The organism is Nitrosococcus wardiae (genome assembly GCF_004421105.1).
In the GTDB taxonomy this organism is placed as follows: Bacteria; Pseudomonadota; Gammaproteobacteria; order Nitrosococcales; family Nitrosococcaceae; genus Nitrosococcus; species Nitrosococcus wardiae.
Map to the genome: position 1 here is coordinate 1631894 of NZ_CP038033.1, position 25999 is coordinate 1657892.

Consider the following 25999-nt stretch of genomic DNA (forward strand, 5'->3'; position numbering starts at 1 on the left):
AGATTAAACTAATTTTGCTATTGGAGATATTAATGCCCCCTTATCGTTCCCGAACGACAACCCACGGCCGCAATATGGCCGGTGCCCGGGCTTTGTGGCGGGCTACCGGTATGAAAGAAGACGATTTTGGTAAGCCTATTATTGCTATTGCCAACTCTTTCACTCAGTTTGTGCCCGGCCATGTTCACCTCAAGGATCTCGGCCAGTTGGTGGCCCGAGAGATAGAGAAGGCAGGTGGGGTGGCCAAGGAGTTCCATACCATTGCCGTGGATGATGGAATTGCCATGGGCCACAGTGGAATGCTCTATTCCCTGCCTTCCCGGGAGATCATTGCCGATTCGGTAGAGTACATGGTCAATGCCCATTGTGCCGATGCATTGGTCTGTATTTCCAATTGTGACAAGATTACTCCTGGTATGTTGATGGCCGCCTTACGTTTGAATATTCCGGTGGTGTTTGTCTCAGGGGGTCCCATGGAGGCGGGTAAGGCTAAAATTCATGGCAAGAACTTAAGCTTAGATCTGGTGGATGCCATGGTGGCAGCAGCTAACCCCAGTGAAAGCGACTCTGATGTAATGGCCTACGAACGTTCGGCCTGTCCTACGTGCGGTTCTTGTTCTGGGATGTTTACTGCCAATTCCATGAACTGTCTGACCGAGGCCTTGGGATTGGCGTTGCCGGGTAATGGTTCCTTGCTGGCAACTCATGCCGATCGGAAAGAATTGTTTTTAGAAGCGGGTCGTTTGATTGTGACATTAGCGAAACGCTATTACGAGCAGGACGATGAGACCGTTTTACCTCGCTCAATTGCCACCTTCGAAGCCTTTGAGAATGCCATGAGCTTAGATATTGCCATGGGCGGTTCCACGAATACCGTGCTTCATTTACTGGCGGCAGCCCAGGAAGGAGCGGTGGATTTCACCATGGCCGATATCGATCGCTTGTCCCGTAAGATACCTAACTTATGTAAGGTGGCTCCAGCAACTCAGCAATACCATATGGAAGATGTTCACCGGGCAGGGGGAGTAATCGGTATCTTAGGAGAACTCGATCGGGCCGGGTTGATCCAACGCCAAGTTGCCACCGTTCATAGCCCGACCTTGGGGGCGGCCCTTGACCAATGGGACGTTATCCGTTCTGGCTATGAGGCCGCCCAGAATCGCTACCTCGCTGCTCCAGGTGGCATTCCTACTCAGATAGCTTTTAGTCAGGAGAGGCGCTGGGAGAGTCTGGATTTGGATCGGGCGCAAGGGTGCATCCGTGACATCGCCCATGCTTACAGTAAGGATGGGGGATTGGCGGTTCTTTATGGCAATCTTGCTGAGGAAGGTTGTATCGTCAAAACTGCCGGGGTAGACCCATCGATGTTGATGTTTTCCGGTCCGGCCCGGGTATTCGAGAGCCAGGAGGCAGCGGTGGAGGCTATTCTGGGTGACCACATCCAGCCGGGGGAAGTAGTGCTTATTCGCTACGAGGGTCCCAAGGGGGGGCCAGGAATGCAGGAGATGCTTTATCCCACTAGCTACCTGAAATCTAAAGGGTTAGGTAAGGTCTGTGCACTCATCACAGATGGCCGCTTCTCGGGGGGGACTTCGGGGCTTTCCATTGGCCACGTTTCTCCTGAGGCGGCTGAAGGAGGGACTATCGGTCTGGTAGAGGAAGGCGATAGGATTGAGATCGACATTCCCCATCGGCGTATTCATCTTGCGGTGAGCGAAGAGGAACTGGCGCGGCGCCGAATGGACATGGAGGCAAAGGCCCACCAGGCTTGGCAACCGGTCGACCGGAAACGCCCTGTTTCCCTGGCGCTCCAGGCCTATGCAGCACTCGCCACTTCGGCGGCAAAAGGGGCGGTACGTGACTTGGGACAGCTTGAACCTAGAAACAGCAGCTAGTAGGGGCGCGGCGCGGGGCGCCCCCTCAAAGTGAATCGCTCCAGGTAGAGCGCCGTTTCCAGCGAATCTTGGGAATAACGAGCCCAATAAGCATGCCGATCAGAATAACACCTGCCCCAAGCAAGAACCACTCGCGGGCAGTGCGATCTCTGAGGGCGACATTCTCCTGTTGCAACCCTTGAACAACACGCTCTAAGTTTATTAATTGATCCTTAAGGCGCTTATTCTCGCTGTCGATAGCCAGCGCACTAGCTGCGGTCTGCCGAATATACTCCAATTCCTTACCCAGACGTTGATTATCTTCTAAGAGGGTTTGAGATTTCTCCTGAGTGGTCTTTCTTTGTTGGGAAATTTTCTGAATTTCTTCCTTGAGCTGAGCAGTTTTTAACTCTAGGTTAGCGATCCGCTGCTTGGCTATACTCAGCTGTTCCTTGGCACTAGGGGTGCTCACCAAGTAGCGGCTCAAGACCCACCCTTCGACACCCTCTTCGGTCTGGATTCGTGAATAACCCTCGGAACGAGTCTCTAGCACTTTAACGGCCACGCCACTTTCCAGCGTCTGTAAAACCCGATGCTCAATCCCCTGTCCAGTACGTAGTGTGACCTCGATTTGGTCGGTAATATAACGGATTGTTTGGGCAGGAGTAGGGGTAAGCGCCAAGCAAGAGATCACAAATAGCACAATTCTCAAGAGGCTTGTTCCTACTCTATTAGCGTACTTGGGAAATGAGATAGGCGACAGCAGCGGCGATGTCTTCATCACTGAGATTGAAGTTACCGCCCTTGGGCGGCATAGCCTTATAACCTTGAATGGCATGTTGGATCAGAACCTCTTCACCCTGGACGAGGCGAGGTCTCCAGTCCTCCGCATTGCCAATCACTGGAGCCCCCGGTACTTTGCCGGTATGGCAAGCGGCGCAGCTATTTTCGACTACTGTTTTGCCATGGAGGAGTTGAGCTTCTTTTTCGCTGGCCAGGGGTGGTCCCTCCTCAGTGCCTGTATTCAGGGAGCTTTCCCCCGTGTCTGGCGCAGGTGCTTCTGGGGTTTCTTCCTCAACGCTCTCAGGAGTACCCACTGTTGCGCTGGCTTCTTCTGGTTGGATGATGTTTATCTTCCCTACGGGTTCAATACGCTTAGCCACGGCTTCCGGAGACATGGCCTCGCTGGTTTCCGTATTTTGTTCGGTGCATCCAGCCACTAGCATGGAAAAGGTCACTATCCCCATACTGGCAATAGAAGCTACAGGTTGGGAAAAAAGAAAGTTTATTCTACGGATCTGTTTACTCATGATTATCCTGGCTAATCTTCGCTTGTTTGCAGGTGTGATTTGGAATCGTATTAGTATACTTTAACAACTTAACAAGATTTTTTAGTATAGGCATGGACGCCCATGCAAGAAGCAGGTATGCTTTTACAGTTTAGGCGCCCGTAGCTCAGTTGGATAGAGCGTTGGCCTCCGGAGCCAAAGGTCAGAGGTTCGAATCCTCTCGGGCGCGCCAAGGTTCATTCGACGCAGGGGTTCTAAACCGTCCCTGGTGCGTAGTTCCAGCGCGGCCTCCCTGCCTTGCGCTCGCGGCTCCTATATCGCCGCTCACCCTCTCGGGCGCGCCACACAAAACAATGGCTTGCCTTAATTATCCGCAAGAGTAAATATCCACCACGTGACCGGATCGTGACTCCTCATCAAGCCGCGCCACGGCAGCTCGGACATTCTCTGGCGCTAGTTTGCGATCCGCCAAGAGCCGTCCGGTTGGCGGCAGGCGGTGCCATAGGTCTGGACGGTCTTGTCGCCGATGATGGATTTTGCCGTATACTCCCGACAATAGCGCCCATCGTTCGCTTGGAAGGTCTCGTGCGGAATCACCTGATGACGTTGGTTTTCCCCTGGGGTGCGCCATTCGATGGTCTTACCGTCAGGTGCATATTCTAGCGCTTGATCAACACAGAGATGGTCGGCCTCATCCATCGTACGTCCAATCTCGCCGCCGAGGAAGAAGCCAGCCAACGTACCCCCGATAATGGCAATGATTCGTCCGCGCCCATCGCCGATTTGCGACCCTACGGCCGCGCCGGTCGCACCGCCTAGGAGCTGGCCGATCAGCTCGCGATTACAGCGCCCAACATTCAAGTCTAGGGGCAGTTTCGGAACGCCGGTCGGATAGGTAGGCCCCCGATGTCCAGGTGGTACCCAGACAGGCGGGCCCGCATGGCGCCTTCTACCTTTGCATTTATACTCTTCCTTTAATCCACCCGGGCCGGCCTTGTATTCGTACTTGCAGTCATTGGACTTCCACTCGCGCTTCACATGGCCACCGGGCTCGTACTTTTTTTCGTACTTGTAGCCGCCCCTGTCGCGGCCATGACCCGATTCATCCTTCCAGGGATCGGCGGCTGTGAGCATCGGCAGGGTCGCCAACGCCACGGCAGAAAGAAGTGCCACGAGGTATCCAATTCGGACCATTTGGTTGTCTCCATTTTAAATGTGTAAGTACCATAGCATGGGGCGAAGACAGTTTTGAAGATACACCATTTCTGGGCCGGGGAAGGTACTTTGCCTTTCTGACCACACTCCCGATAGCCCTGCAAAGCACCACTGGAAAGAAAAGATTTGGCACTATACCCCCCAACGCTGGTTGCAAGTGTTGCGAGCAGGGATTGTTAACCGAGCGGTTGTAATTTGTATACCCTTCTCCGGACAGGGTTCGGTGTGAACCCGAGGAGCGTTTGACCACCCAACTAATGCGCGCTAATTCTAGCGAGTGAGCGGGTGGGGGTGGGGCAAATTTAAGAATTTGATAGACTAAAGGGCTACCCAATATAAAATAGCCTTCTGTTTTGGTGTTTACCCTTCAAAGCGATATTACTTCCTCGGAATCAAGGAGATAAGAAACTAAGCGGTCCAACGCTTGCTGGAAACGGGTAAATTCTGTTGATGAGTGATGAGTAAAGATAAGAAGAGTAATCAGAAGATAACGGCTCCGCCGCCTAGCGAGCAGTTACTCCACCATGTGACTGAAGCCCTCCCGGTGCTTATCGCTTATGTGGATCGGACTTTACGCTATCGATACGCCAGCCCCGCCTATGAAAAATGGTTTCATCGGCCGCTGGAGGCGATTCAAGATCGGCCCGTTTGGGAAGTGCTGGGGCAGACGACTTTTGCCGCTGCAAAGCCCTATATCCAACGGGTCCTGAGCGGAGAGACCGTGGTGTATGCCCAAGAGTTGCCTTTCCAGAGACTGGGTCCGCGCTATGTGCACGTTCAACTCATCCCCGACGCGGTGGCAGGACAGGTGCGAGGCTACTCCGTCGTGGCCACCGATCTGAGCGAATTCCAAGCACTTTCCAAGCGCCAAGCCCACTTCTCGGCCTTGGTGGAGTCCTCGGTGGATGCCATTATCAGTTATGATTTAGAGGAGATCGTGCAGATCTGGAACCAGGGAGCGGAGCGGTTGTATGGCTATCGGGCCGAGGAGATGGTGGGCCAGTCGATGGCCCGTCTCATTCCTGCCGCTTGCCGTGCGGAGACGGCACAGGTTCTGGCGCAGATTCGGCAGGGTCAGCCGGTGACCACCTACGAGACGACACGCCTCCATAAGAACGGCACGGCAGTGCCGGTGTCGTTGACGATCTCCCCGATTAAAGAGGCTCAAGGGCAGCTCACGGGTATTTCAGTAGTGGCCCGGGATATCACCGAGCGTCAACACGCCGAGGCGGCGCTGCGAGAGCAACAAGAGCGCTTAAACATGGCGCTGATGGTCTCTGGCACCACCACTTACCGCTGGGATGTTCTCGACAATACACTGCAATGGGATGAGAGCGTCGAGCCCTTCTTCAACCTTGCCCCTGGAGAAGGGGCGCGGCTGTCCACCCTCAAAGGCTTTATAGCGTGCATTCACCCCGAGGACCGCGCCGCTTTTCATCGCCATATTGAATACTGTGTCACCACCGGCGCCGATTTCAGCTTGGAGTACCGGATCATCGATCTGAAGGGGACGGTGCGCTGGTTGCTGGACCGGGGTAAGATGTTCCGTGATCAGGCTGGGCAGCCGCTTTACATGACCGGTGCCTGTATTGATATCACCCTCCACAAGCAGACCGAAGCGGCGCTACGGGAGAGCGAGAAGAAGCTGCAGGAGGCGAATCGGCACAAGGATGAATTTTTAGCGACCCTGGCCCATGAGCTTCGGAATCCGCTGACAGCGATCTCAACGGCCATAGAACTATGGCAGTCGGCGGGCGACGATCCGGCGATGATGGCCAAGGTGATGCCTGGGGCCAAGCGCCAGCTCCAGCAGCTCGTGCGGCTGGTGGATGATTTACTGGACGTGTCGCGGATTACGCGGGGGAAGATTCAACTGCATCGAGAGCGGCTGAGCGTAGAGGCGATGATACAAAGTGCGCTGGAGGCCAGCAACGCGATGATAGAAGCGGGGGCACATACGCTGAAGGTAGTGTGGCCCGAGGAGTGTTTATGGGTGGAGGGGGATTTAACCCGGCTGGCCCAAGTGCTGTCGAATTTGCTCATCAATGCCGCTAAATACACGCCGTTAGGGGGGGAGATTAAGCTGACGGCTCACCGGGCGGGAGAGGAAGTAGTGCTACGGGTACAAGACAACGGGATGGGAATGGCGGAGGAATTTCTTCCCCATCTATTCGAGATGTTTGCGCAGGCTACGCCGTCCCAAGGGCTGGGGATAGGTTTATCGTTAGTCAAGAAGTTGGTGGAGTTGCACGGCGGGCGGGTGGAGGTGGCAAGTGCGGGTCCCGGCCTAGGGAGTACCTTTACGGTAAGGCTTCCCTTAATAGATAAGCATGAGGGGGAAAGGGATTTTAACGGCGCAGAATCCTGGTAGCGGATGCTGGTGATCCGCTAGGGTGCTTCTCCTTGTTATGTTTGCAGAAGCTTCTACGCTTTAATGGTAAGGCGTAATTTACGTCATTTCCTGTAAGGTGATAATTGAAAGGAGGAACTTCAGGATGATTACGAAATACAAGGTGATGTGCCATTCCCTTTTGCTTGGCGGGGTCTTATCGCTGGTTTTAACCCCGGCCTTTGCAGGAAACCCTTATGGTAGTGAAGAAGAGGGAACAGCAGGAAAGCAGGAGATGCACAAGGAAATGCACAAAAAGATGTTCCAGAAGCTAGATGAAGATGGTGATGGAAAGATCAGTGAAGATGAATTTGAAGAAGCCATGGAAAAGAAGTTTGAACGCATGGATAAGGATGATGACGATTATGTAACTCAGGAAGAGTGGCAAGCCGCCGCTAAAGAGCATAAGAAGGAACATAAGAAAGAGTATCATCGAGGCGAAACACAGGAAGGCAGCGAGGGGCAGCAGAGGGAAGGAATGTAGCTGGCGAGAAGAAGGGGATGTCTGTGAAAAAGTCTTTTTTAAGCTGACAGGTATCCTCTTCTTTGTTTCCGATTGTAGAGAGCAGTTGATGAGCCGTGAAGCCCAACGACTCTCTACCCCCTGTAGATAGAGGCGCAATAAATAGGCAAAGGGATTAAAACCATAAAAATACTCGTCGATATGGAGGTCAACAAGTGCGGCTACTATACTTTTCGTTGTTAGGCCTGCTCATTATCTCGGTGAATTAAATTTTCCTCTATGGGGTGCAAAAAAGATGAAGCTATTGTCGAGATCCTATTTTGTTTTTAAGTGCGATAGCCAAAAATAAATACAGTAGACTATAACCATAATAGGGAGCACAAGTGGGCACCATTCGTTTCTTTAGCCATTATATTAAACGCGCTTTTCTGATTCTCGCTTTTTGTGAGGCGGTTATTTTGCTTTCCAGTGTCTGGCTAGCTGCGTTTATCCGTTTTACAGGAGATCGCCAGCTCATCCAGGAAGATCTGGGACTTTTATGGCCGAAGGCAATGGTTTATGCCATCGTCGTGGTAATGGCCCTTATTGCCGCCGGGCTTTATCGCCATCATCAGCGCTATGGGTTGTTCGGGATCTTCAACCGCTTAGTAGTGGCAATGGTAGTGGCGGGGCCAGTGATGGCCGTCATTTTCTACCTAGTGCCTGAACTCTATTTTGGGCGAGGCATTCTCGTTCTTAGCATCATTATTTCTTTTTTGGCACTACTACTTTCCAGAAGTTTTTTTCTTTACCTCATGGGGTTACAGGGTCTACAACGGCGGTTGCTCATATTTGGTGCTGGAAAATGGGCCACCTCAGTAAGCACTCTCCGGCGCCGATCTGACCGGCTCGGCATTGATATTGTGGGCTACGTTCCTTTGCCCGGTGAGGCTATTCAGATTCCCGAAGATCAATTAGTGGAGGTGGATGTTTCTCTTCAGGAGTATGTGGAGCGCGAAGGTGTTGACGAAATTGTGATTGCCGCCGATGAGCGACGGGGACGGCTTCCTTCCGATGAGTTACTGAATTGTCGCATGGCTGGGGTTGAAGTTACTGATTTGCTTGATTTTTTCGAGCAGACGACAGGTAAGCTTAAGATTGATGTCATGTATCCCAGTTGGCTCTTATTTTCCGTGGGTTTTCGCCGCCATTTCTTACGGCAGGTGGGCAAACGGGTCTTTGACGTTACCGTCAGCTTAGTGTTGCTTATTTTTTGTTCTCCGCTGATGTTATTTGCCGTGTTCGCCATTTTAAGTGAAAGTGGCCGTCCGGTGCTTTATCGCCAACGCCGAGTGGGCGCAAAAGGCAAGCCCTTTGATATCTTTAAATTCCGTACCATGCGCCAGGATGCTGAGGCGGATGGAAAGGCCCGTTGGGCGGCAAGCGGCGATCCCCGTATTACTGGGGTGGGACGATGGTTGCGGCGTACCCGGATTGATGAATTGCCACAAATTTTTAATATCCTTCAAGGCGATATGAGCTTTGTAGGGCCGCGCCCTGAACGGCCGGAATTCGTGGAAACCTTAGCTGAAAAGATTCCTTATTATGGTGAACGCCACCGAGTCAAACCAGGGCTAACAGGCTGGGCACAGATCTGCTATCCCTATGGCAGTACTGAAAGAGACGCTTTTGAAAAACTCCAGTATGACCTTTACTATATTAAAAACTATAGCCTTTTTTTAGATCTGATGATCCTGTTGCAAACAGTGGAAGTGGTGGTGCTCGGGAAAGGAGCCCGTTGACCCTCTTACTGATAAGCGCACCCTATGAATGATTTGGGGTTGATTAGCTATGGCACTGGTGCGGCCACCTTTTCAGCACTTCTCCTTGTACTCGCTATCGGTTACCGCAGCCGTCCCATGGGAGGGCTGTTGCTATTTGCGGTTGCGGTAAATGCAAGTTGGCTGGCTGTTTCTGCCTATGCGTTATACGTCGATAGTTTCCCGCTACTTGGAGTCCAGTTATCGGAAACCCTTCGAAACGGGGTTTGGTATGCCTTCCTCCTTCAGATATTAGGCTTTAATCTTAAGGCTCAAGGTCTTATTCGCAGACTGGCCTTGCTAATTTTTACCTTAGTACTTTTGCAGGGAGGGTTACTACTCGGATTTTCCTGGCTAGAAGCAGTGCTTGGTGCCAAACCAAGCCGTGAGATTATGTTGGCAGGACAAGTCCTACTGGCGGTTATTGGCTTGATGCTGGTGGAACAGCTACTGCGCTCCGTTCCTCAGGAAAAACGGTGGGCCATTAAGTACCTCTGTCTCGGGCTTGCCGGGCTGTTCATTTATGATTTTTTCCTCTACGCTGATGCTTTACTACTGCAAATGATCAATCCCGGAGTTTGGTCTGCCCGGGGTTTGGTTAATGCCATGGTGGTTCCCTTCATTGCCGTTTCAGCAGCACGGAATCCCCAATGGTCGCCAAATGTCTATGTCTCTCGGCGGATGGTGTTTCATACTGCCACTTTTTTGGGGACAGGACTGTATTTATTGGCCATGGCGGGTGCCGGCTATTACCTGCGCTATTTTGGCGGCTCATGGGGAATCATGGCCCAGGCTGTCTTTCTGTTTGCGGCGGGTTTACTGCTTCTATCACTTCTTTCCTCTGGCCAGCTAAAGGCTAAATTGCGGGTTTTTATAAGCAAGCATTTTTTTAATTATAAATATGACTATCGCGAACAATGGCTGCACTTTATTAGCATGCTTTCGGAGGATTCCTCGCTCCCTTTGAGAGAGCGGGTGACCCGGGCCATGGCTCAGCTTGTGGAGAGCCCCGCGGGCATGCTATGGCAACTAAAGGAAAAGCATTATGTGCCGACTTTTGCTTGGAATCTCCCTTTTCCGGAAGGGCTTGTAGAACCGAAGCAATCACCGTTTCTTCGTTTTCTGCAGGAACAAGAATGGATTGTGGAAGAAGGAGGGGAAGGAATGGCGGCTCATCCCATAACGGTGCCAGAATGGTTTGGTAAGCTCAAAGACCCTTGGCTTATCGTTCCTTTAGTTCACAGGGAAACATTAGTGGGTTTCCTCGTGTTGGCCCGTTCCCGGGTTGGGGTCACTTTGGACTGGGAAGATCGGGACCTACTGCGTACCACCGGCCGGCAGGCGGCAAGCTACTTGGCCTACCAAGAGGCGGCCGAACAACTGGTCCAGGCCCAGCAGTTTGCAGCGTTTCATCGGTTTTCTGCCTATGTAGTCCATGATCTGAAAAATCTCATCGCTCAGTTATCCTTGTTGGTGCGTAATGCAGCGCAGCATAAGCATAACCCGGAATTTATCGATGATGCCGTGCAGACCATCGATCATGCCGTCAAGCGTATGCAGCGGCTGATGGGGCAACTCCGCAGTGCCGGGGAGAGTGAACAGCGGGAGAGTTTTGAGGTGGTGACATTGGCCCACGAATTGGCAAAGCGCTATGCTGCCTACCAGCCACCGCCGGAGGTGGAGGGAAAGGATGAAGGTTCCATTAGGATATGGGCCAATCGAGAACGGTTTAGTACCGTTTTGGGGCATTTGATTCAAAACGCCCAGGAAGCCACCCCCCCTGAGGGGCGTGTTATTTTGCGAGTCAGCAGGGAACAGGGACTAGCCCGGATCGAGGTCGAGGACACCGGGCAGGGGATGGACCCTACCTTTGTCCGAGAACGGTTATTTCGCCCTTTTGATAGTACCAAAGGGCTTACGGGGATGGGGATTGGAGCTTTTGAAGTGCGGGAATATATCCAGACGATAGGTGGAGATATTGAAGTCCAAAGCGCGCCGGGGAAAGGAACCTGTTTCGTGTTGCGGATACCCCAGGGCGAAGTAGGTAGAACTCAGATAGAGGAGGTGAAAGAGGCGGTTTCATGAGCAGCAAGAAGAAGAATCTGTTGATCGTGGAAGATGATCTTGGCTTGCAAAGCCAACTGCGGTGGTCCTTTTGTGACTATGAAATTGGAACTGCCGAAGATCGCCAGGGAGCGATTGCTTTGGTGCGCCGTCATGAACCTCCGGTAGTGACTTTAGATCTCGGCCTGCCTCCCGATCCCGGTGGAGTTAGCGAAGGTATGGCCATTCTGCGGGAGGTTTTGGCCTTAGCGCCCCATACCAAGATTATTGTGATTACCGGAAATGATAGCCGGGAACATGCGGTGCAGGCGGTGGGAGAAGGTGCCTACGATTTTTATTCCAAGCCTATCGACCCTGACATTCTCAAGCTAACCATTGACCGGGCTTATCGGCTCTATGAGCTAGAGATGGAAAACCGGCGCTTACGGCAGGTCAACTCTTCCTCTTTGGAAGGAGTGATTGCGGTTAGCCCTGAGATGAGAAAGGTATGCCGTGCCGTTGAAAAGATTGCCCCTACGGATGTGACCACCCTTATTTTGGGTGAAAGTGGTACAGGAAAAGAAATCATTGCCCGGGCCTTACACCAGCTGAGCCAGCGCAGCAGTCAACCCTTCGTGGCTATTAACTGTGCCGCTATTCCGGAGAACCTCTTAGAGAGTGAGCTTTTCGGTTATGAAAAGGGTGCCTTTACCGGGGCTGTGCGGCAGACCCGGGGCAAAATTGAATATGCCAATAGGGGGACATTATTTCTGGACGAGATCGGGGATCTGCCTCTAGGCCTTCAAGCTAAGCTGCTACGTTTTCTCCAGGAACGGGTAATCGAACGGGTGGGTGGCCGTGAAGAAATCCCTGTAGATGTACGGGTGGTCTGTGCGACCAACCAGGATCTGAAGAAGCTCATTCTCCAGGGCCGCTTCCGGGAAGATCTTTATTATCGAATCGCTGAAGTCACGGTAACTCTTCCACCTCTACGTGAACGCCCAGGTGATGCGGCGGTTATTGGGCGGGCGTTGCTCGACCGTTTTGCCCAGGCCCATGGTAAAGCAGTTCGGGGTTTTTCGGACGATGCCCTTAGGGCTATCGAGGCCTATACGTGGCCCGGTAATGTCAGAGAACTGGAAAACTGCATAAAACGGGCGGTGGTTATGGCAGAGGAGAACCGTATCACTGTAGAAGATTTGGATCTCCCCACTCCTTCGGAAAAGAAGACTATGTCTCTAAACCTGCGCCAAATACGGGAGCATACTGAGCGCGAGGCACTAACCCGAGCCGTTACGCTCGTAAACGGCAATCTATCCCGTGCAGCTGAACTGCTGGGGGTGACCCGTCCTACCTTATATGCCTTACTCGATAAATATGAAATGCGTAATTGAGGATCCTTGATCTCCTCCGACATGTTTGATCCCTGAAGTCATGTTATGCTTTGAAGCTTATGGTTTTATGAGCGTTTATTAACGTGCATTTGCGGCTAAAAGCCGAATTTAAATTGACATTGCCATGACCCTGGCCCAGGAAGACATCGAATTCATTAAAGACCACCTGCGCGAGTGGCTGGATGAACTGGAACTTACCCCGCCCTCAGCGCCGCGGGACAAGGAACTGCTGGAGCGGATGGTACGGGTGGAGGAGGAACTCAAACACCAGCGAGCGCTTATTCAAACTGTGCTTGAGCAGATGGATAAGCGTTTTGAGACCCTTCAGACGCACATGGACAAGCGTTTTGAAGCCCAACAAGAGCAAATGGATAAGCGATTTGAGGCCTTCCAGGAGGCCATGAATATTGCTATGCGCGTTTAAGTTGACACGACAAAGGGGAGAGGTTAGCTTTTTATCTATTGAATACCCAGTGAGCTAGGAGGAAGTGAAAATGCCCGCCCCTTACTCGAATGATTTACGTCAAAAACTGATCACCTGCTATGAGCAGGGGGAACTGAGCCAGGAGGCGGTGGCGAAACGGTTTTTGGTTTCGGTGAGGACCTTCAAGCGGTGGTGGAAGCGCTACCAGGAACGTGAGCGCATTGCTCCGGAGCCGATGGGGGGCTGGGTGGAGCCGAAGGTCGATGAAGCCGGAGGGGCTCAAATCCGGGCGTGGCTCAAGGCGCGGCCGGAGTTAACGCTGGTGCAGCTGTGTGAACGCTATGAGCGCCACTTTGGGGTATCGATGAGCCGAAGTGCTATGGACCGCGCGTTGAAGCGGCTGAACCTCACGCGAAAAAAAAGACGTTCTATGAGCCCACGCGCGAGAGCGAGCCGGTCCAACGACAGCGGGCCGCCCATCAAGAACGCCTCTGCGCGTATGCCCCCGAAGAGCTGATTTTTCTCAATGAAATGGGGGCGGTGTTAAACCTGACTTTAGAATACGGTTGGGCTCCCAAAGGTCAGCGGGCCTATGGGGAAAAACCCACTTCTCGGGGGCAACGCATTAGCACCCTCGGGGCGCTTTCCTCCCCGGGGCTGGTCACGGCCATGTGCTTTGAGGGCACTTTAAACGGGGCCGTCTTTCTCTATTTCTTAGAGCATTTCTTGTGCCCCCAACTCAAACCAGGCCAGTGTGTGATTTTGGATAATGCCGCCGCCCATCACGTCGAGGGGGTCGCTGAACTCATTGAGCAAACCGGTGCTGACTCCTTTATTTACCTCCCTACTCCCCTGATCTTAACCCCATTGAAATGGCCTGGTCCCAGGTGAAACACCGGCTCCGAAAAGCCCAAGCGCGAACCAAAAAAGCCTTATATGAGGCCCTCGCTCAGGCCCTCCACACCCTTACGCCAGAGCAGGCCAAAGCCTATTTGGGGCATGTGGGCATCCGGGACTAACCTCATACGCAAAGGCGCGATGGGCTTCTTTATTCTCCAGACTAAAGTGTCGACATAAACGGGAAATGCTGTAAACGCTTTGAGCAAGTCGATCAGCGCCTAGAGGCACTGACCCGACGTATTGACCGTTTTATGATTTGGTCTTTTGGGCTTACGGTGACAGCAGTGGGGGTCGTGATCACGGTATTGAAAATATGGCCGCCGGCAGCACCTTAATCTGTATATTCTTCTGCATGATCTTTGTCTGTCTGCCACAGGAAACTTCCGGGTTTCAGGCTAAGGAGAATGTTAATCAACAGCCTCTGTACCACCTCGACTACTGATGACTGATTATCTAAAAATACGTATACAAAATATTAACTTACGTAATTATGGAGTTTTTTTAGCGGTTCTCATTTAGATGGAACTCCATTAAAATCTAAAAGCCCCTTTTCATGAGTTGCGCCATGATTAATAAAAGTTATCTTATGCGCTAGCAATTTGAGGTTGGGGCACCATAGTGAGCTTTCTTGCTACTTTCGTATATTCCTCGATGTAATTACGTTTAGACTCCGGCCAAATCGCTCCATGATTGGTTAAAATCTTCCAAGCATCAGGTTGGTTCTTATAGACCCTTCTTAACAGCGTTTCAAGATTATCGATACAAGGTAGTCGGATCCCGCGATGTTCGATTGCCGAACCAATCGGTGTCAAGCGAATTGCAAAGCGTCTCAAAGTTCTAAATAGAGCTGGCGAAGCCAAAGAATACCAGTGTGTAATTCCATGCTTATCGCTCAAATGCATTGCAGCGGCAACTAACTCTAGGGTGAGATGGGAATACAATAGGCGATCTAGGCGAGTGTTGTTGTACTTTTCTTCTTTGGAGTGTCCAGCTTTTGTTGCAGATGCCATTTTTATAACTCGCTGTCTAATATTCTTAGATATTGCAAATCGAGAAATTTCTGCAGGTGAATGATGTGATGAAATTTGCATTTCTCTAGGAATATTAGTAAGCAATGTGCTGCAGCAGGGTTCCATGGGAAATCCATTTCTATGGCCAGAAGAATTCGGCCGAACTAATCGGACAGTGCCTACCGCTTCTCCCGTATCGCGATAGCGGATGAGGGCATGGATAGAATATTGATCGTAGTGATCCATTTCCATTTTGTTTGGAAAACAGGATGCATTTTCGAACGGGTTTTCAAGGCAATAAACTTGATAGCGTAGATTAAAGGCCTGCTCAATAAGCTTTGGAGTGTCTGCTTCTAAAACTTCGAAGTATTTTTGAAAGAGCTTGTGGACATGAAGCAATTCGGATTCATTATCAAATTTTGGTTGATATGCACTTGGGCAGTAAGTAAAAAGTGACATTGGCATCCTTCCCCTTGAGGGTATGCGTGGCATGGAAACAATGGAACTCGCTGCTTATAGTCCGCAGGTATGCATAAAGATTGTTGATATGTAGTGCAGCTCTACTACTTTTATAAATATCCGGCTAAGCAAAGCAAATATAATGCCATTATTGATTAAGGTTAATAAAATTATTAAATTATATAATTAGGAAACAGGAATATTAAGTAATTTAAGTTTTATAGTCATAAAATATGTCTCTAAATGCAGACGTTATTTTTTTGTTAAAATATTAGGCTTATGTATTATTTATCCCACTTTCCGATGACCCCTTCGTAACCTTTTGAAAATTCCAAGTTAAAATTCGTGCCAGTTTTAAGGCAGGAATATAAAAACACTTAAAAATTAATAACTTAAAAATATGAGGCCAAAAAAAATCGGTTTATGTATTAAAAGCAATTTCATTGTCGGCATATAGAGACGAGTTTGAATGGCAAAAACTGTCTTAAGGACAGTTTTTGCCATTGTGAGTAATTAATTCCCAAACATCGGGACGTTCTTTGCGTGCCCTTTCCAGAAATTGATCCAGGTGAACATAACAAGGCTGACGCTTGCCGTGATAATCTATGGCTGGTCCATATGGCATTAGATATAAACTGTATCTTGATAAAAGACGTAGAAAAGAGCGCTCTACCACGCAAAACCAATGTTGTATTCCATTTTCAGCACTCATCTTTACTGCCCCGGCAACTAACCCTAGGGTAATATGCGGTATAATCCGACGCTCATCTATGTAAGTCTCATAGTAATCAGAAGCGGCACTTGGTGAAATAAATTCTCCAAAACGTTTCCTAAATTCTTTAGAAATCGCAAAGCGAGAAACTTCGGCTACTTTTGCCCGAGGAAACTGCTTATGATTAAGGAATAAGGGAAGAGAGCTTATCTCATGGACAGGAAAACATTTTTCGACGTCTTTTCGGGGCAGGATTAGGCGAACGGTACCCGCAAAGCTCCCTGTCCGCTGATGTCTGAGAAGGCTGTGGGCTGAGTATTTATCGAATTCATCATTCTCCAATCTATCCGGAAACTGCCAGGGGTTTTCAAATCCAGTTTCTACGCAATAAACTTGGTACCGTAAACGGTATACGGTTTCAAGAAGTTTAGATGTGTTTGCGGGGGTGACTTCAAAATAGTTCGAAAATACATCAACTAGCCTGCTTTCGGTGCTCGTGCTACCTGCGCAAGAAGAGTGCATAATAAATCCTCCAACTCCCTTTACTAAGAGGTCTCATTAAAATGGGCAATTTTCGGCGGTAATATTAAAGAACGCAGAAGTAGTTGGAAAAAACCCTTTATGGGTAGAGTGGCTTATTTTACAGTGCAACCAACCCCACTGCTATTCACTTATAATTTAGGCATTCCAATGGCGCGTTATAGAGAAGTGCAGCACGTTTTTGAAATCCAAAAGTGGTCAAAAAAATAGAATGAGCAAAAAGTCATATTTTTGTCGCTTATAGCGTTTCCTTTATATTGAGAATGCAAGGTTCTGCTAGATTGAATTCGTATCTCATTTGTTCGGGAAACGCTATAGGTTAAAAATTTCTTGGCTTGGCTTTTTCGTTATAAGATACCAAGGGCACGAAAGTGAAGGAATCTGAGTCCATGGAGAGAGGCTAATGGAGAGACTGATTGCTAATGAATCCGATTATTTTTATCTATTAAGTTTTTGATCCTTTAATGTATTCCTTGTTTTTGTGGTGATCTCATGAATTACCTGGGCTAGCCAGACCATCATAAGTTGGCAGATAACAAATATGGAAGAAGATGAAATTTTGACTGAAGTGGGCGGTAGAGATCAGGATAAAAGCTCCTCATTTGTGTTTGAAGAAGCCTTCAGCCGAAATATCGGTTGGCTAAGCGAATGGGAACAGCAGATACTCCGTACTAAGAAAGTAGCCATTGCGGGGATGGGAGGGGTGGGGGGCGCTCACCTATTAACCCTTGCGCGTTTAGGCATCGGTGCTTTCCATGTTGCTGATTTTGATACCTTTGAGCTTCCTAATTTCAATCGTCAAGTGGGTGCCACAGTAAGCACGATAGGCCAACCCAAGGTTGATGTAGTGGCTCAGCTGGCACGAGATATCAATCCAGAGTTAGATCTGGCCCTATTTCCTGCAGGCATTAATCAGGACAATATGGATGCCTTCCTCAAGGGTGTGGACCTTTTCGTCGATGGTTTTGATTTCTTTGTGCTGGATATGAGGGCTCTGGTTTTTGCTCGCTGTGCAGAGCTTGGCATACCAGCAATCACGGCGGCACCCATTGGAATGGGGACAGCCTATTTAGTGTTTATGCCGGGGCACATGACCTTTGAGGAATACTTTCGTTTAGAAGGCATACCCATTGAGCAGCAATATGTAAACTTCCTCGTTGGGTTAGCGCCCAAAGCATTCCATCGCTCTTATCTAGTGGATCCTTCACGACTTGACTTGGCTGCTCGTCGCGGTCCCTCGACAGCTATGGGCTGCCAACTATGTGCAGGAGTCACTGGAGCAGAAGCATTGAAGATCCTCCTTGGAAGAGGGCCTATACGGTCAGCTCCCCGCTATCATCAGTATGACGCCTATCGGGGTAAGTGGCATCTGGGATGGCTTCCTGCTGGCAATCGCAATCCGATCCAGGTCTTCAAGCGTAAAATGGGTTATCGAATGCTCACCCAGCTCTCTCATGAAATGCCAACTGCAGCGTCGCCTAAAAGCAACACTGAGATTGAAGCCATTTTGGATATGGCCCGGTGGGCACCCAGTGGCGATAACACCCAACCCTGGCGCTTTGAAATTAAAGATCCGCATCATGTCGTTATCCATGGCTTTGATACTCGGGATTACTGTGTGTATGACTTGGAAGGTCATGCCAGCCAGCTCTCCGTCGGCGCGTTGCTGGAGAGCATGGCTATTGCGGCGACCCGATATGGTTTTCGCACGGATATTCAACGGGAGCTTGAGGCTGCCGAAACCCATCCCAAGTTCGAGGTTCGTTTTGTTCCTGACGCTACCATTCGCCCGGATCCCCTGTGGCCCTATATTCCTGTCCGTGCTACCCAGCGCCGAGCCCTGTCCATGCGTTCCCTCACCCCTCGGGAGAAGAATGCCCTGGAGGACTCGGCGAAACCTGCGTTTTCCATTTACTGGCTTGGGGGCTTAGGAATCCGGCTGAAGGTCGCCCAGTTGCTGTTTATGAATGGGAAACTGCGGCTAACAACGCCCGAAGCTTATGAGGTCCATCGAAAGGTAATCGAATGGAATACCCAGTTCAGCGAGGACCGCATTCCAGACCAGGCCGTGGGCCTCGATCCCGTGGGGGTACAGCTTATGCGCTGGGCAATGAAAAGCTGGAGCCGTGTAAAGTTTTTAAACACTTATCTGGGAGGGACGCTATTGCCACGGGTACAGCTTGATTTTATTCCCAGTATTGCCTGCGCTGCCCATTTTCTGATTATTGCTAAAAAAACGCCCCAATCCATTGACGATTATATTGCCGCTGGAAGAGCCTGGCAGCGCTTTTGGCTTACAGCTACCCAGCTGAATTTACGGCTTCAGCCGGAGATGACACCGCTCATTTTTAGCACCTATATCCGAGATGGAGTGGAGTTTTCAAAAAATGAGTCTAGCCTACGCCTAGCTGAGAAGCTTTCGTCTCAATTGGAACAATTAATTTCACCGGAAATCAGTCAGCGGGCTATGGTGATGGGAAGGATAGGGGCAGGGTCTGCCCCCAAAGCCCGGTCGGTGCGGTTGCCTATTGAGCGGTTGATGGTGAGCTGAGGGTATGTTTCGGCGGCATTATACTTATACCAATTTCAGGAATTATAGCTCTTTTTCCCCTGGTGGGAGAAGGTGAGATTGAGGTCTAGATATTCTCAGGTACCAGCAACCGCTTTGCCTTTGTCCTTATTGGTCATAAACATTCGATATAACAGAGGAATTACAAAAAGAGTTAACAAGGTGGAGATTCCTAAGCCCCAGACGATAGCTGAGGCCATGGGCCCCCATAGCAATGATTGGCCACCTAGACCGATGGCGAGGGCAAACAAACCGGCGATGGTGCTAAGGCTAGTAATCAATATGGGAATCAGGCGCCGGCGGGCGGCATAAATTGCAGCATGCAATACGCTCATACCCTGATTTAAGCGGTCATTGGCCGCTACGATTAGCACGATCGCTGCATTTATGGCAATGCCGGTTAAAGCTACAGCGCCATAAAGAGTATAGAGGCTCAGCGGATTATTCGTCACTATTAACCCAAACAATACACCGGTAAAAGCCATAGGCACGGCGGCGAGAATCATCAGGGGTTGCCAGTAGCTGCGAAACTGGGTCCCTAGGATGATGTAAATCAACCCGATACCTAACAGGAACAGCAGGGCGAGAGCCTGTATACTTTCTTGAATATCTTCAAATGCTCCGGAGAAATCCAGGTCGATGCCGGGAAAACGGGCGCGCAGGTTTTCCCATTCTTGTTGAATATGGCGATTAACGGCCACTATATCCGTCACTTTCCGGTCAATGTCGGCTTCCAAGGTGATGGTGCGTCGAAAATTATAGTGCCGAATCGCTACCTGCCCTAGACCTTTATCCACCTTGACTAGCTGACCTAAGGCGATTTCGCCGCCATCGGGTAAGGCAATTGGTTGCCTGAGTACGGTATCGATATCGGGTACTGACGTTCGCTTGGCGCGCACGCGTACTTCCAGTTTTTCACCCTGTTTGCGGGTGCTGGCTACAATCTCCCCATCAAACAGTAGTCGGATAATATGGGTGACGGAAGCAGGGTCTAAACCGGAACGCTTGATAGCATCCCCATCCAGATGCAAGTTAAGTTGCAGCTTGCCAGGAATGTTATCGCTGGTGATGTCTTTCACTCCGGGGAGGTTACGCAAAATCGATTCCAAGGCAGCTACCGCTTGGTGAAGCCTCTCTAAATCATCACCGCGCACCTTAATGCTGATTGGTCTAGAAACTGGAGGCCCCTCGGAGATGCGGAGAAAGGAAACCCGCACCGGTCCCGGTGTATTAACGAGGTCTTTTCTCATGGTTTCAATCGTTTCGTCGACGCTGCGTAGTTGTCCCTCCTGTGGCTTTAAACTGACGACGACTTGGCCATACTGGTCGCCCGATAGGACTTCTGTGCCTGTGAACATCATGCCTGCATAGCCTACGGTTTGGCGCAATTCCTCTGGCTTGATATGTCTTCTCACCTTTGTATCTAATACTTCGATTAAACGAAGAGTCTCGTCCAAGGGAGTATTGGGTGCCATTTCCACGTTCACATAAAATAATCGAATGGGGTCGGCTGCAAAGAAATCAGCCCGTACCCAGTTGCTTGCCAATACACCGAAAGCGCCGATAAACAATAGTATGGCCAGCAGGGAACGCTTAGGTCGTCTTAGGAGGTGGATCAGGCCCTGAGTATACTTAACCCGCAAATAGTGAGTGAAACGTACCCGGTAATGTTGTAGAGGAGAAGGGTTGTGGGTACCGATTTTCGAGCCCATGATATGTACTGGTAACATCCAGAAGGCCTCAAGCAGACTGACGGCCAGGGCCACAGTCACTACCAGTGGAATGACAAACATAAATTTGCCTAGGAGCCCTGGGGTTAGCATAAGAGGGAGGAAAGCGGCGATGGTAGTCAATACCGAAGTCACCACGGGAGCGGTGACTTCCGAAAGCCCCTGGACCACCGCAGCCATATGGGCTGCCCCCCGCTGCAAACAATAATAAATAGCCTCGACTACCACCACCGCATCGTCCACCAGCATGCCGAGAGCAATGACTACCCCCAGAAATACAGAGATATTAAGGCTTTCTCCCAGAACATAAAGCACCAAAAAGGTCCCCGCCAGGGTAAAGGGAATGCCGATTCCGATGAAAAACGAGATGCGTGATCCGAAAAATACCCAGGTGGTTAGTGTTACGAGTACTAAGCCTAACGCCGCATTGTTCTCCATGATCCGCAATGCGGCCTCGGTGCGGGGCGTCTGATCATCCACCAAGACCAGTTTGACACCGCTCTCGCGGCTGATCTCATTATGGGAAGTAATGTAAGCTTTAAGGTTTTTAATGAATTCCAGAGAGCCAGTGCTGCTCTTCTTGTCTATGATTAGCAATACCCCCGGCTTGCCGTGATGGCGGACTAATTCTTCCGGTTTCTCCCGCCCCCGGCTCACAGTCGCGACGCTATCAATGGAAATCTGGCCATGAGCCGTTTTGAGAGGGAACTGACCTAAATCATGGGGATCACTGTGGGTGCCGACTACTCGCACTAGCCATTGCTGATTGGCTTGGCGGACGTTTCCTGCAGCAATGTCTTGAAAATAGGCAGCGACCGTCTCAGCTAAGTCGGCAGGGGTCACCCCCACGGCCCGTAGTCGCTCTGGCGAAAACTCCACCTGCAGTTCCGGTTCCCGCAGGCCTATTGTACCTACGTTTTCTATGCCAGGGATGCGCTCTAAGTCTTCGCGGATGATCCGGGCATTGCGCCGCAACACCTCATCATCAGCAGCTCCACTGACCAAGATCATGGCGGCAGGAAACATGTTGGCCGTGGTTAGCTCGAAGAATTCAGGTTCTTCAGCGGCTTTTGGCAGTTCTTGATCCGCCTTATTCTGCACTTCCCGGCGCAGGTCATTGAGGCGTTTATCATAGGTACGGTTATCGATGTCTTGAAATCGCACCAGGATAAGCGACAAACCTTCTCGGCTAGTACTGGAGGAAAACCGGATGTCTTGGACTTGGCGAAGCCCCTCTTCCAGCGGCTCGGTAATCAGTTTCTCCACATCTTCCGCGGAGGCCCCTGGGAAGGCTGTACTGATGTGTACCCAGTTAAAATTCACCGGCGGATTTTGTTCCTTAGGCAGGTGGATGTAGGCAAGGGCACCTGCAGTGAGTATTAGCGTAAAGGTCAGATTGGCCAATACATGATTATGGAAGAAACGGGCAAGCATTTTTGTCGAGAATATTCCTTGCTAAGCCAAGCTAGAGTCTATTTCAATCGGAAAGATTTTGGACTCGAACAGTATCGCCATCTTGGACAATAAAGCGACCATCTACGATGACAGGCGTATCCCTGGGCAGGTCGATCTTAGCGGGTTTGCCTTCCTGGGCACCAGGTAAAGCTACAAATTTTGCCCGTCCATTAGCTAATACGAAGATCCCCATCATGCCGCCGCGTCGAACTAGCAGATCGGCAGGTAGATGGGGAGCTTGAGGGCGCCAAATAAGATTCCCCGTCGTACCAATAAGGGCCGGCATATCGATGAAGCGTAGACGTACTTCCTGACTTCGCTGACGGAGGTCTAGGGCAGGTATCATCCTGTGGAGCTTAACTGGGTAGCGGTCATTCCCATTTACAAACTCCACGGTACCCGCATTGCGTAAGGAGAGAGTATCGCGGGGTTGTAGTTTAGCGGAGACCAAGATTCGTTCTGCATCTAGAATGCGGATAAGTGGAGTACCTGGCATCGCTAGCTCGCCTATTTGACTTAGCTGTTCCACAACGATGGCCTTGAACGGAGCGTGGATCACCGTCTTTTCAAGATCCAGCCGCAGCTGCTCTACAGTAATGCGCTGGACCGCCATTTCAGCTTTGCTAACCTTTAGCTCCGTTTGGCGCTGATTAAGCATTTCTTCCGTGATTAACTTTTGGTTGGCCAAGGATTGCGCGCGGGTTAGCTGGCGTTGGGCTAAAGCCTGTCTGGCCTCAAGTGATGCCAGCGTCGCCTCAGCCCGTTTGAGTGCGAGTTCTAGATCCGCTTTTTCAAGCTGTACTAAAGGGGTTCCTGGATCTACTATTTGGCCCACCTCAGCAGAAAAACCGACGATAACAGCGGTCACCTCAGCACTGATGCGGCTATCGTTTAGGGTAATAACTTCTGCTGGTGCGGTGACCTCAGGAAACTCTGTCAATTCTACTAAAGGTTTTACTGTGACCGACTCTCTGGTTGCTCCCTGTAATTCCGGCATATTGCCGAGCAATAGAGTTAATAGGAGCAGCAAATATTTAATAGGCATTTCGGATAGCCTTGCTTTCATGGGTTGATGTAAATGATGATATGTTGGTACACAGTAACTAATTTTTTTGAGAGTGGAAGTTCAATGCCAATCATTGCTGTGCTAGATTGGATATAAGGGTTTATCGTCCGCCATGATTGATAGGAATAGGATTGAAAAGGTGTTTATGTTCAAAAAACCTTTAAGGTGGGCTGCGGGGGTTGTTCCTAATTCTCAATTCGGTAGAAGAATAGATACTTAATCTTACTCCCGTGGGGGGAAAACGAAGGGATTGAAAACGTATTATTGAGTTTATAAGCTTTGAGGCAGCGGCCAGATGTCCGTACTTAAGGGCATGTTAAACGGTCGCTAAGGAGTTTGTCTATAACAGTGTACGTTGGGTTTTGCTGATAGGTGTGGTGGCGTAGCGCCTAATCCAAAAAACGTGGAATGGCAGCAGACTATAAGTGTCAAATTTTTTGATATTGCTGCATCAGCGAGTCCTGCCCGATTATTGAAAGATCAACTAGCGGGCCTTTTGTTGTCAGCGAGGACGGCTAAATACAGCGTGAAACATCACTTCCATCGCTAGGCAGTATGTTGGGCGCCTTCCTGATTTATCACTGCTTGGTTAAGAGAAACTAGAATAAATGTTTCTATCTTATATGCTGGAGGTATCAAACTTCTGTTGAGTACGTAGCCGTTTGGCGGGATTACCCCCCCAGAGCTCGCCAGGGCCGATATGGGTGCTTTTCTTAACTACCGCACCAGCCGCCACGATAGCTCCGTCCTCAATGGTTACGCCGGCCATGATGATCGATTTGGCACCGATGGTAACATTATTACCAATTTTAATCCTAGCATGTGACAGGCGTCTACTTTCAATGGCATGGGAAAACAAAACGGCATCGTGGCCGATAATAGTATTGGTACCCGCCTCGGTCAAGGGCGGGTCGAGAATCACGCCAGCACTATAGGTATTGCTGCCGAGCTTAGTGCCCAAAGCTAGATACAGTATGCGCATGAGAGGTGTTGGTATGAAATAATTTCTGATTAGAGGATAAAATAGAATAAGGTAGAATAGCACGTAGACATGATAGTTAAACTCCTCGGGCGAGCCTTCTTCTATATAACCTTCTTTGATTGGCATGTAATGCAAAAAGATTCGGTAGAGCAAGATAGCAAATGCATAAACAAGAAAGATGCTTGCAAAAAACAGGACGATGCCGCGGAAATCACCCAGAGGTAAACGGTTGAAGAGCAGGTTCACGATTCCCACTCCCGGAACTAGCGCTAGGATGAGTAGACCTAAAAATACCATGATTGGACCAGCGGTAATTTTGCGCATTACGAAGAATCTTCCTTCTTAATTTGGTGGAATAGTTTTTTCTATGTATTATTTGGTCAGCACTTTATCGACAAATGCACAAAAATTCTTTATCGCATCGTAGTGAGTGAATTCGGCAGCGAGGCGGCGGGCGGTAGTGTAATAACCTGTTGAGTTGAGTATTTCCGATGACGCATTGCGCACGGCAAGTGCGTTTACTTTACCAGCCCGTAGCAGTCTGCCTGCGCCTGCCTTAGTAATGGCCATCTGCGCTAGATATTGATCCATATTCGAGGGAATTCCCAGTACGGGCACCCCCTCAGCTAGCGCTTGGTAGCCAGCCGTAGTGCCGCCATTGCTGATCACTAACTGAGAGAGCCGTGCTGCGTCTGAGCCCCGAATATATGATGCTGCCCGGATGTTTTTCGAAGTAAAATTTATTTCAGTTCTCCCTGCTGTTGATATCATCAAGAAAAGCGGGGGGCGTATCTCTGACAAACCTTTGATTACTTCCAATAGCTTTTCTACTGCTCCGGAAGAGCCGAATGATACATAAACACAGGGTTGATCGGCCGGTACTTCATCCCACCAGTCTGGTAGGCTTATCGATGGCGCTTTTACGATCGGACCCAGGTAGTAATGGTTAGAAGGTGCGTTGACGATAGGTACCAACGAAGGCACATCCAAATACAATGTATAATCGCCATGCGTATAGACGTGGCGTAAATCACCTAGTGGCGGCAGCCCGTTGGTTTCCCGCAGTCGATTCATCGCTCTGGCGTGTCGTGCAAATACGATCGGTTGCGCTAACCTGAACAGGGCACTAGCTATAGTCACGCCCAAAATACGGCCCAAAAGGTGTTCCGGAAATGGTGCCCACCTCTCTATATAGTAGGGACTCCAGTAGGCGTTAGTGACGGCAGCGTAGGGGATTTTTCGTTGGGGTGCTGAGACTGCCAGCGATAGCCGAAAGTCACCAACTACCAAATCCGGCTTGATTTTATCCAGAATACGGAGATCCTCCTGCACATAGCCTTTTAGGGTTTCATAATTGTAGAGGGGAGAACCCTTTTCCAAAGCCTTCCTGAAGAGCTTCGGGGAAATGCTGTGGATGTTGAAATGGGTAAAGGTTGGTTGGGGATGGAAATATTTGGAACTATTATCACAAGCAAAAAAAATCTCATAACGTTTGAGATCGAGACCTCCGGCCAGTTCCGCCAATCGGGTAACATGCGCTAAAGTTACCGCCTCGGCTACAAAGAGAATACGCTTACGATGATCAGCTATGTTCATTTGAGAACGCAGTTTTATAGTCTAAGAACGGGTATCTTGATAGGGGGGCGCTTGTTTCAGCAATTCCCTATTGCTTGTTGAAATGAGCCG

General features: G+C 50.0%; 18 protein-coding genes, 1 tRNA gene and 2 pseudogenes. 12 read left to right on the top strand and 9 right to left on the bottom strand.

Annotation, left to right across the window (positions count from 1 at the left end; all coding sequences use genetic code 11):
- Positions 1 to 32 precede the first annotated feature (32 nt).
- A complete protein-coding gene (gene ilvD, locus E3U44_RS07975) occupies positions 33 to 1895 on the top strand; it encodes a dihydroxy-acid dehydratase (RefSeq protein ID WP_134357651.1) in 1863 nt (620 codons plus the stop codon).
- Positions 1896 to 1920: 25 nt separating this feature from the next.
- On the opposite strand, the gene E3U44_RS07980 is transcribed toward ilvD, so the two are convergent.
- Complete coding sequence (locus tag E3U44_RS07980) at positions 1921 to 2577, bottom strand: TIGR04211 family SH3 domain-containing protein (protein WP_240761812.1); 657 nt, start codon at positions 2575 to 2577, stop codon at positions 1921 to 1923.
- Between the two features lie 28 nt (positions 2578 to 2605).
- Positions 2606 to 3184, bottom strand: coding sequence for a c-type cytochrome (locus E3U44_RS07985; protein ID WP_134357652.1), 579 nt, complete (start codon positions 3182 to 3184; stop codon positions 2606 to 2608).
- Positions 3185 to 3318: 134 nt separating this feature from the next.
- Between E3U44_RS07985 and E3U44_RS07990 the strand changes: the two genes are divergently transcribed.
- Positions 3319 to 3395, top strand: a tRNA-Arg gene (locus E3U44_RS07990).
- A gap of 221 nt (positions 3396 to 3616) precedes the next feature.
- On the opposite strand, the gene E3U44_RS19285 is transcribed toward E3U44_RS07990, so the two are convergent.
- Positions 3617 to 4357 carry a glycine zipper 2TM domain-containing protein gene (locus E3U44_RS19285; protein WP_206054920.1) on the bottom strand — a complete coding sequence of 247 codons (741 nt, stop codon included), beginning with the start codon at positions 4355 to 4357 and terminating at the stop codon, positions 3617 to 3619.
- Positions 4358 to 4835: 478 nt separating this feature from the next.
- Between E3U44_RS19285 and E3U44_RS08000 the strand changes: the two genes are divergently transcribed.
- The 9 genes and pseudogenes from E3U44_RS08000 (at position 4836) to E3U44_RS20335 (ending at position 13909) form a co-directional block, all read left to right on the top strand.
- On the top strand, positions 4836 to 6749 hold the full coding sequence (locus E3U44_RS08000) for a sensor histidine kinase (protein WP_134357653.1): 1914 nt from the start codon (positions 4836 to 4838) through the stop codon (positions 6747 to 6749).
- Positions 6750 to 6873: 124 nt separating this feature from the next.
- Positions 6874 to 7251 carry an EF-hand domain-containing protein gene (locus E3U44_RS08005; protein ID WP_134357654.1) on the top strand — a complete coding sequence of 126 codons (378 nt, stop codon included), beginning with the start codon at positions 6874 to 6876 and terminating at the stop codon, positions 7249 to 7251.
- A gap of 362 nt (positions 7252 to 7613) precedes the next feature.
- Positions 7614 to 9011, top strand: coding sequence for a TIGR03013 family XrtA/PEP-CTERM system glycosyltransferase (locus E3U44_RS08010; RefSeq protein WP_134357655.1), 1398 nt, complete (start codon positions 7614 to 7616; stop codon positions 9009 to 9011).
- Between the two features lie 24 nt (positions 9012 to 9035).
- Positions 9036 to 11114 carry an XrtA/PEP-CTERM system histidine kinase PrsK gene (prsK, locus tag E3U44_RS08015; RefSeq protein ID WP_134357656.1) on the top strand — a complete coding sequence of 693 codons (2079 nt, stop codon included), beginning with the start codon at positions 9036 to 9038 and terminating at the stop codon, positions 11112 to 11114.
- Entirely contained in the window at positions 11111 to 12466 is a 1356-nt protein-coding gene (gene prsR / locus E3U44_RS08020; RefSeq protein ID WP_134357657.1) for a PEP-CTERM-box response regulator transcription factor, read from the top strand. Before prsK ends, prsR begins: the two co-directional genes overlap by 4 nt.
- Positions 12467 to 12590: 124 nt before the next feature.
- Positions 12591 to 12890 (top strand): hypothetical protein, encoded by a 300-nt coding sequence (locus E3U44_RS08025; protein ID WP_206054921.1) that lies wholly within the window; start codon positions 12591 to 12593, stop codon positions 12888 to 12890.
- Positions 12891 to 12960: 70 nt separating this feature from the next.
- The gene (locus E3U44_RS08030; protein WP_134357487.1) at positions 12961 to 13407 is read left to right on the top strand and encodes a helix-turn-helix domain-containing protein; all 447 of its coding nucleotides are present in this window, start codon (positions 12961 to 12963) and stop codon (positions 13405 to 13407) included.
- 14 nt (positions 13408 to 13421) lie between these two features.
- Positions 13422 to 13765: pseudogene (locus E3U44_RS08035) on the top strand (transposase); the annotation flags it as partial.
- A 12-nt stretch (positions 13766 to 13777) separates the two neighbouring features.
- Positions 13778 to 13909: a hypothetical protein gene (locus tag E3U44_RS20335; protein WP_166805038.1), complete on the top strand. Its 132-nt coding sequence runs from the start codon at positions 13778 to 13780 to the stop codon at positions 13907 to 13909.
- A 465-nt stretch (positions 13910 to 14374) separates the two neighbouring features.
- Here the strand turns inward: E3U44_RS20335 and E3U44_RS08045 are convergent, their stop codons facing one another.
- Together E3U44_RS08045 and E3U44_RS08050 are read right to left on the bottom strand one after the other, a co-directional pair.
- The gene (locus E3U44_RS08045; RefSeq protein ID WP_240761777.1) at positions 14375 to 15259 is read right to left on the bottom strand and encodes a PEP-CTERM/exosortase system-associated acyltransferase; all 885 of its coding nucleotides are present in this window, start codon (positions 15257 to 15259) and stop codon (positions 14375 to 14377) included.
- Between the two features lie 484 nt (positions 15260 to 15743).
- Positions 15744 to 16493, bottom strand: coding sequence for a PEP-CTERM/exosortase system-associated acyltransferase (locus E3U44_RS08050; RefSeq protein WP_134357661.1), 750 nt, complete (start codon positions 16491 to 16493; stop codon positions 15744 to 15746).
- A 559-nt stretch (positions 16494 to 17052) separates the two neighbouring features.
- Between E3U44_RS08050 and E3U44_RS20625 the strand changes: the two are divergent.
- A pseudogene (locus E3U44_RS20625) lies at positions 17053 to 17961 on the top strand (ThiF family adenylyltransferase); the annotation flags it as partial.
- Between the two features lie 1196 nt (positions 17962 to 19157).
- Here E3U44_RS20625 and E3U44_RS08060 read toward each other — a convergent pair.
- The 4 genes from E3U44_RS08060 to E3U44_RS08075 form a co-directional block, all read right to left on the bottom strand.
- On the bottom strand, positions 19158 to 22244 hold the full coding sequence (locus tag E3U44_RS08060) for an efflux RND transporter permease subunit (protein WP_134357663.1): 3087 nt from the start codon (positions 22242 to 22244) through the stop codon (positions 19158 to 19160).
- 43 nt (positions 22245 to 22287) lie between these two features.
- On the bottom strand, positions 22288 to 23310 hold the full coding sequence (locus E3U44_RS08065; RefSeq protein ID WP_134357664.1) for an efflux RND transporter periplasmic adaptor subunit: 1023 nt from the start codon (positions 23308 to 23310) through the stop codon (positions 22288 to 22290).
- Between the two features lie 640 nt (positions 23311 to 23950).
- A complete protein-coding gene (locus tag E3U44_RS08070; RefSeq protein WP_134357665.1) occupies positions 23951 to 24637 on the bottom strand; it encodes a DapH/DapD/GlmU-related protein in 687 nt (228 codons plus the stop codon).
- 48 nt (positions 24638 to 24685) lie between these two features.
- A complete protein-coding gene (locus tag E3U44_RS08075) occupies positions 24686 to 25909 on the bottom strand; it encodes a glycosyltransferase (protein ID WP_134357666.1) in 1224 nt (407 codons plus the stop codon).
- Between the last annotated feature and the right edge of the window lie 90 nt (positions 25910 to 25999).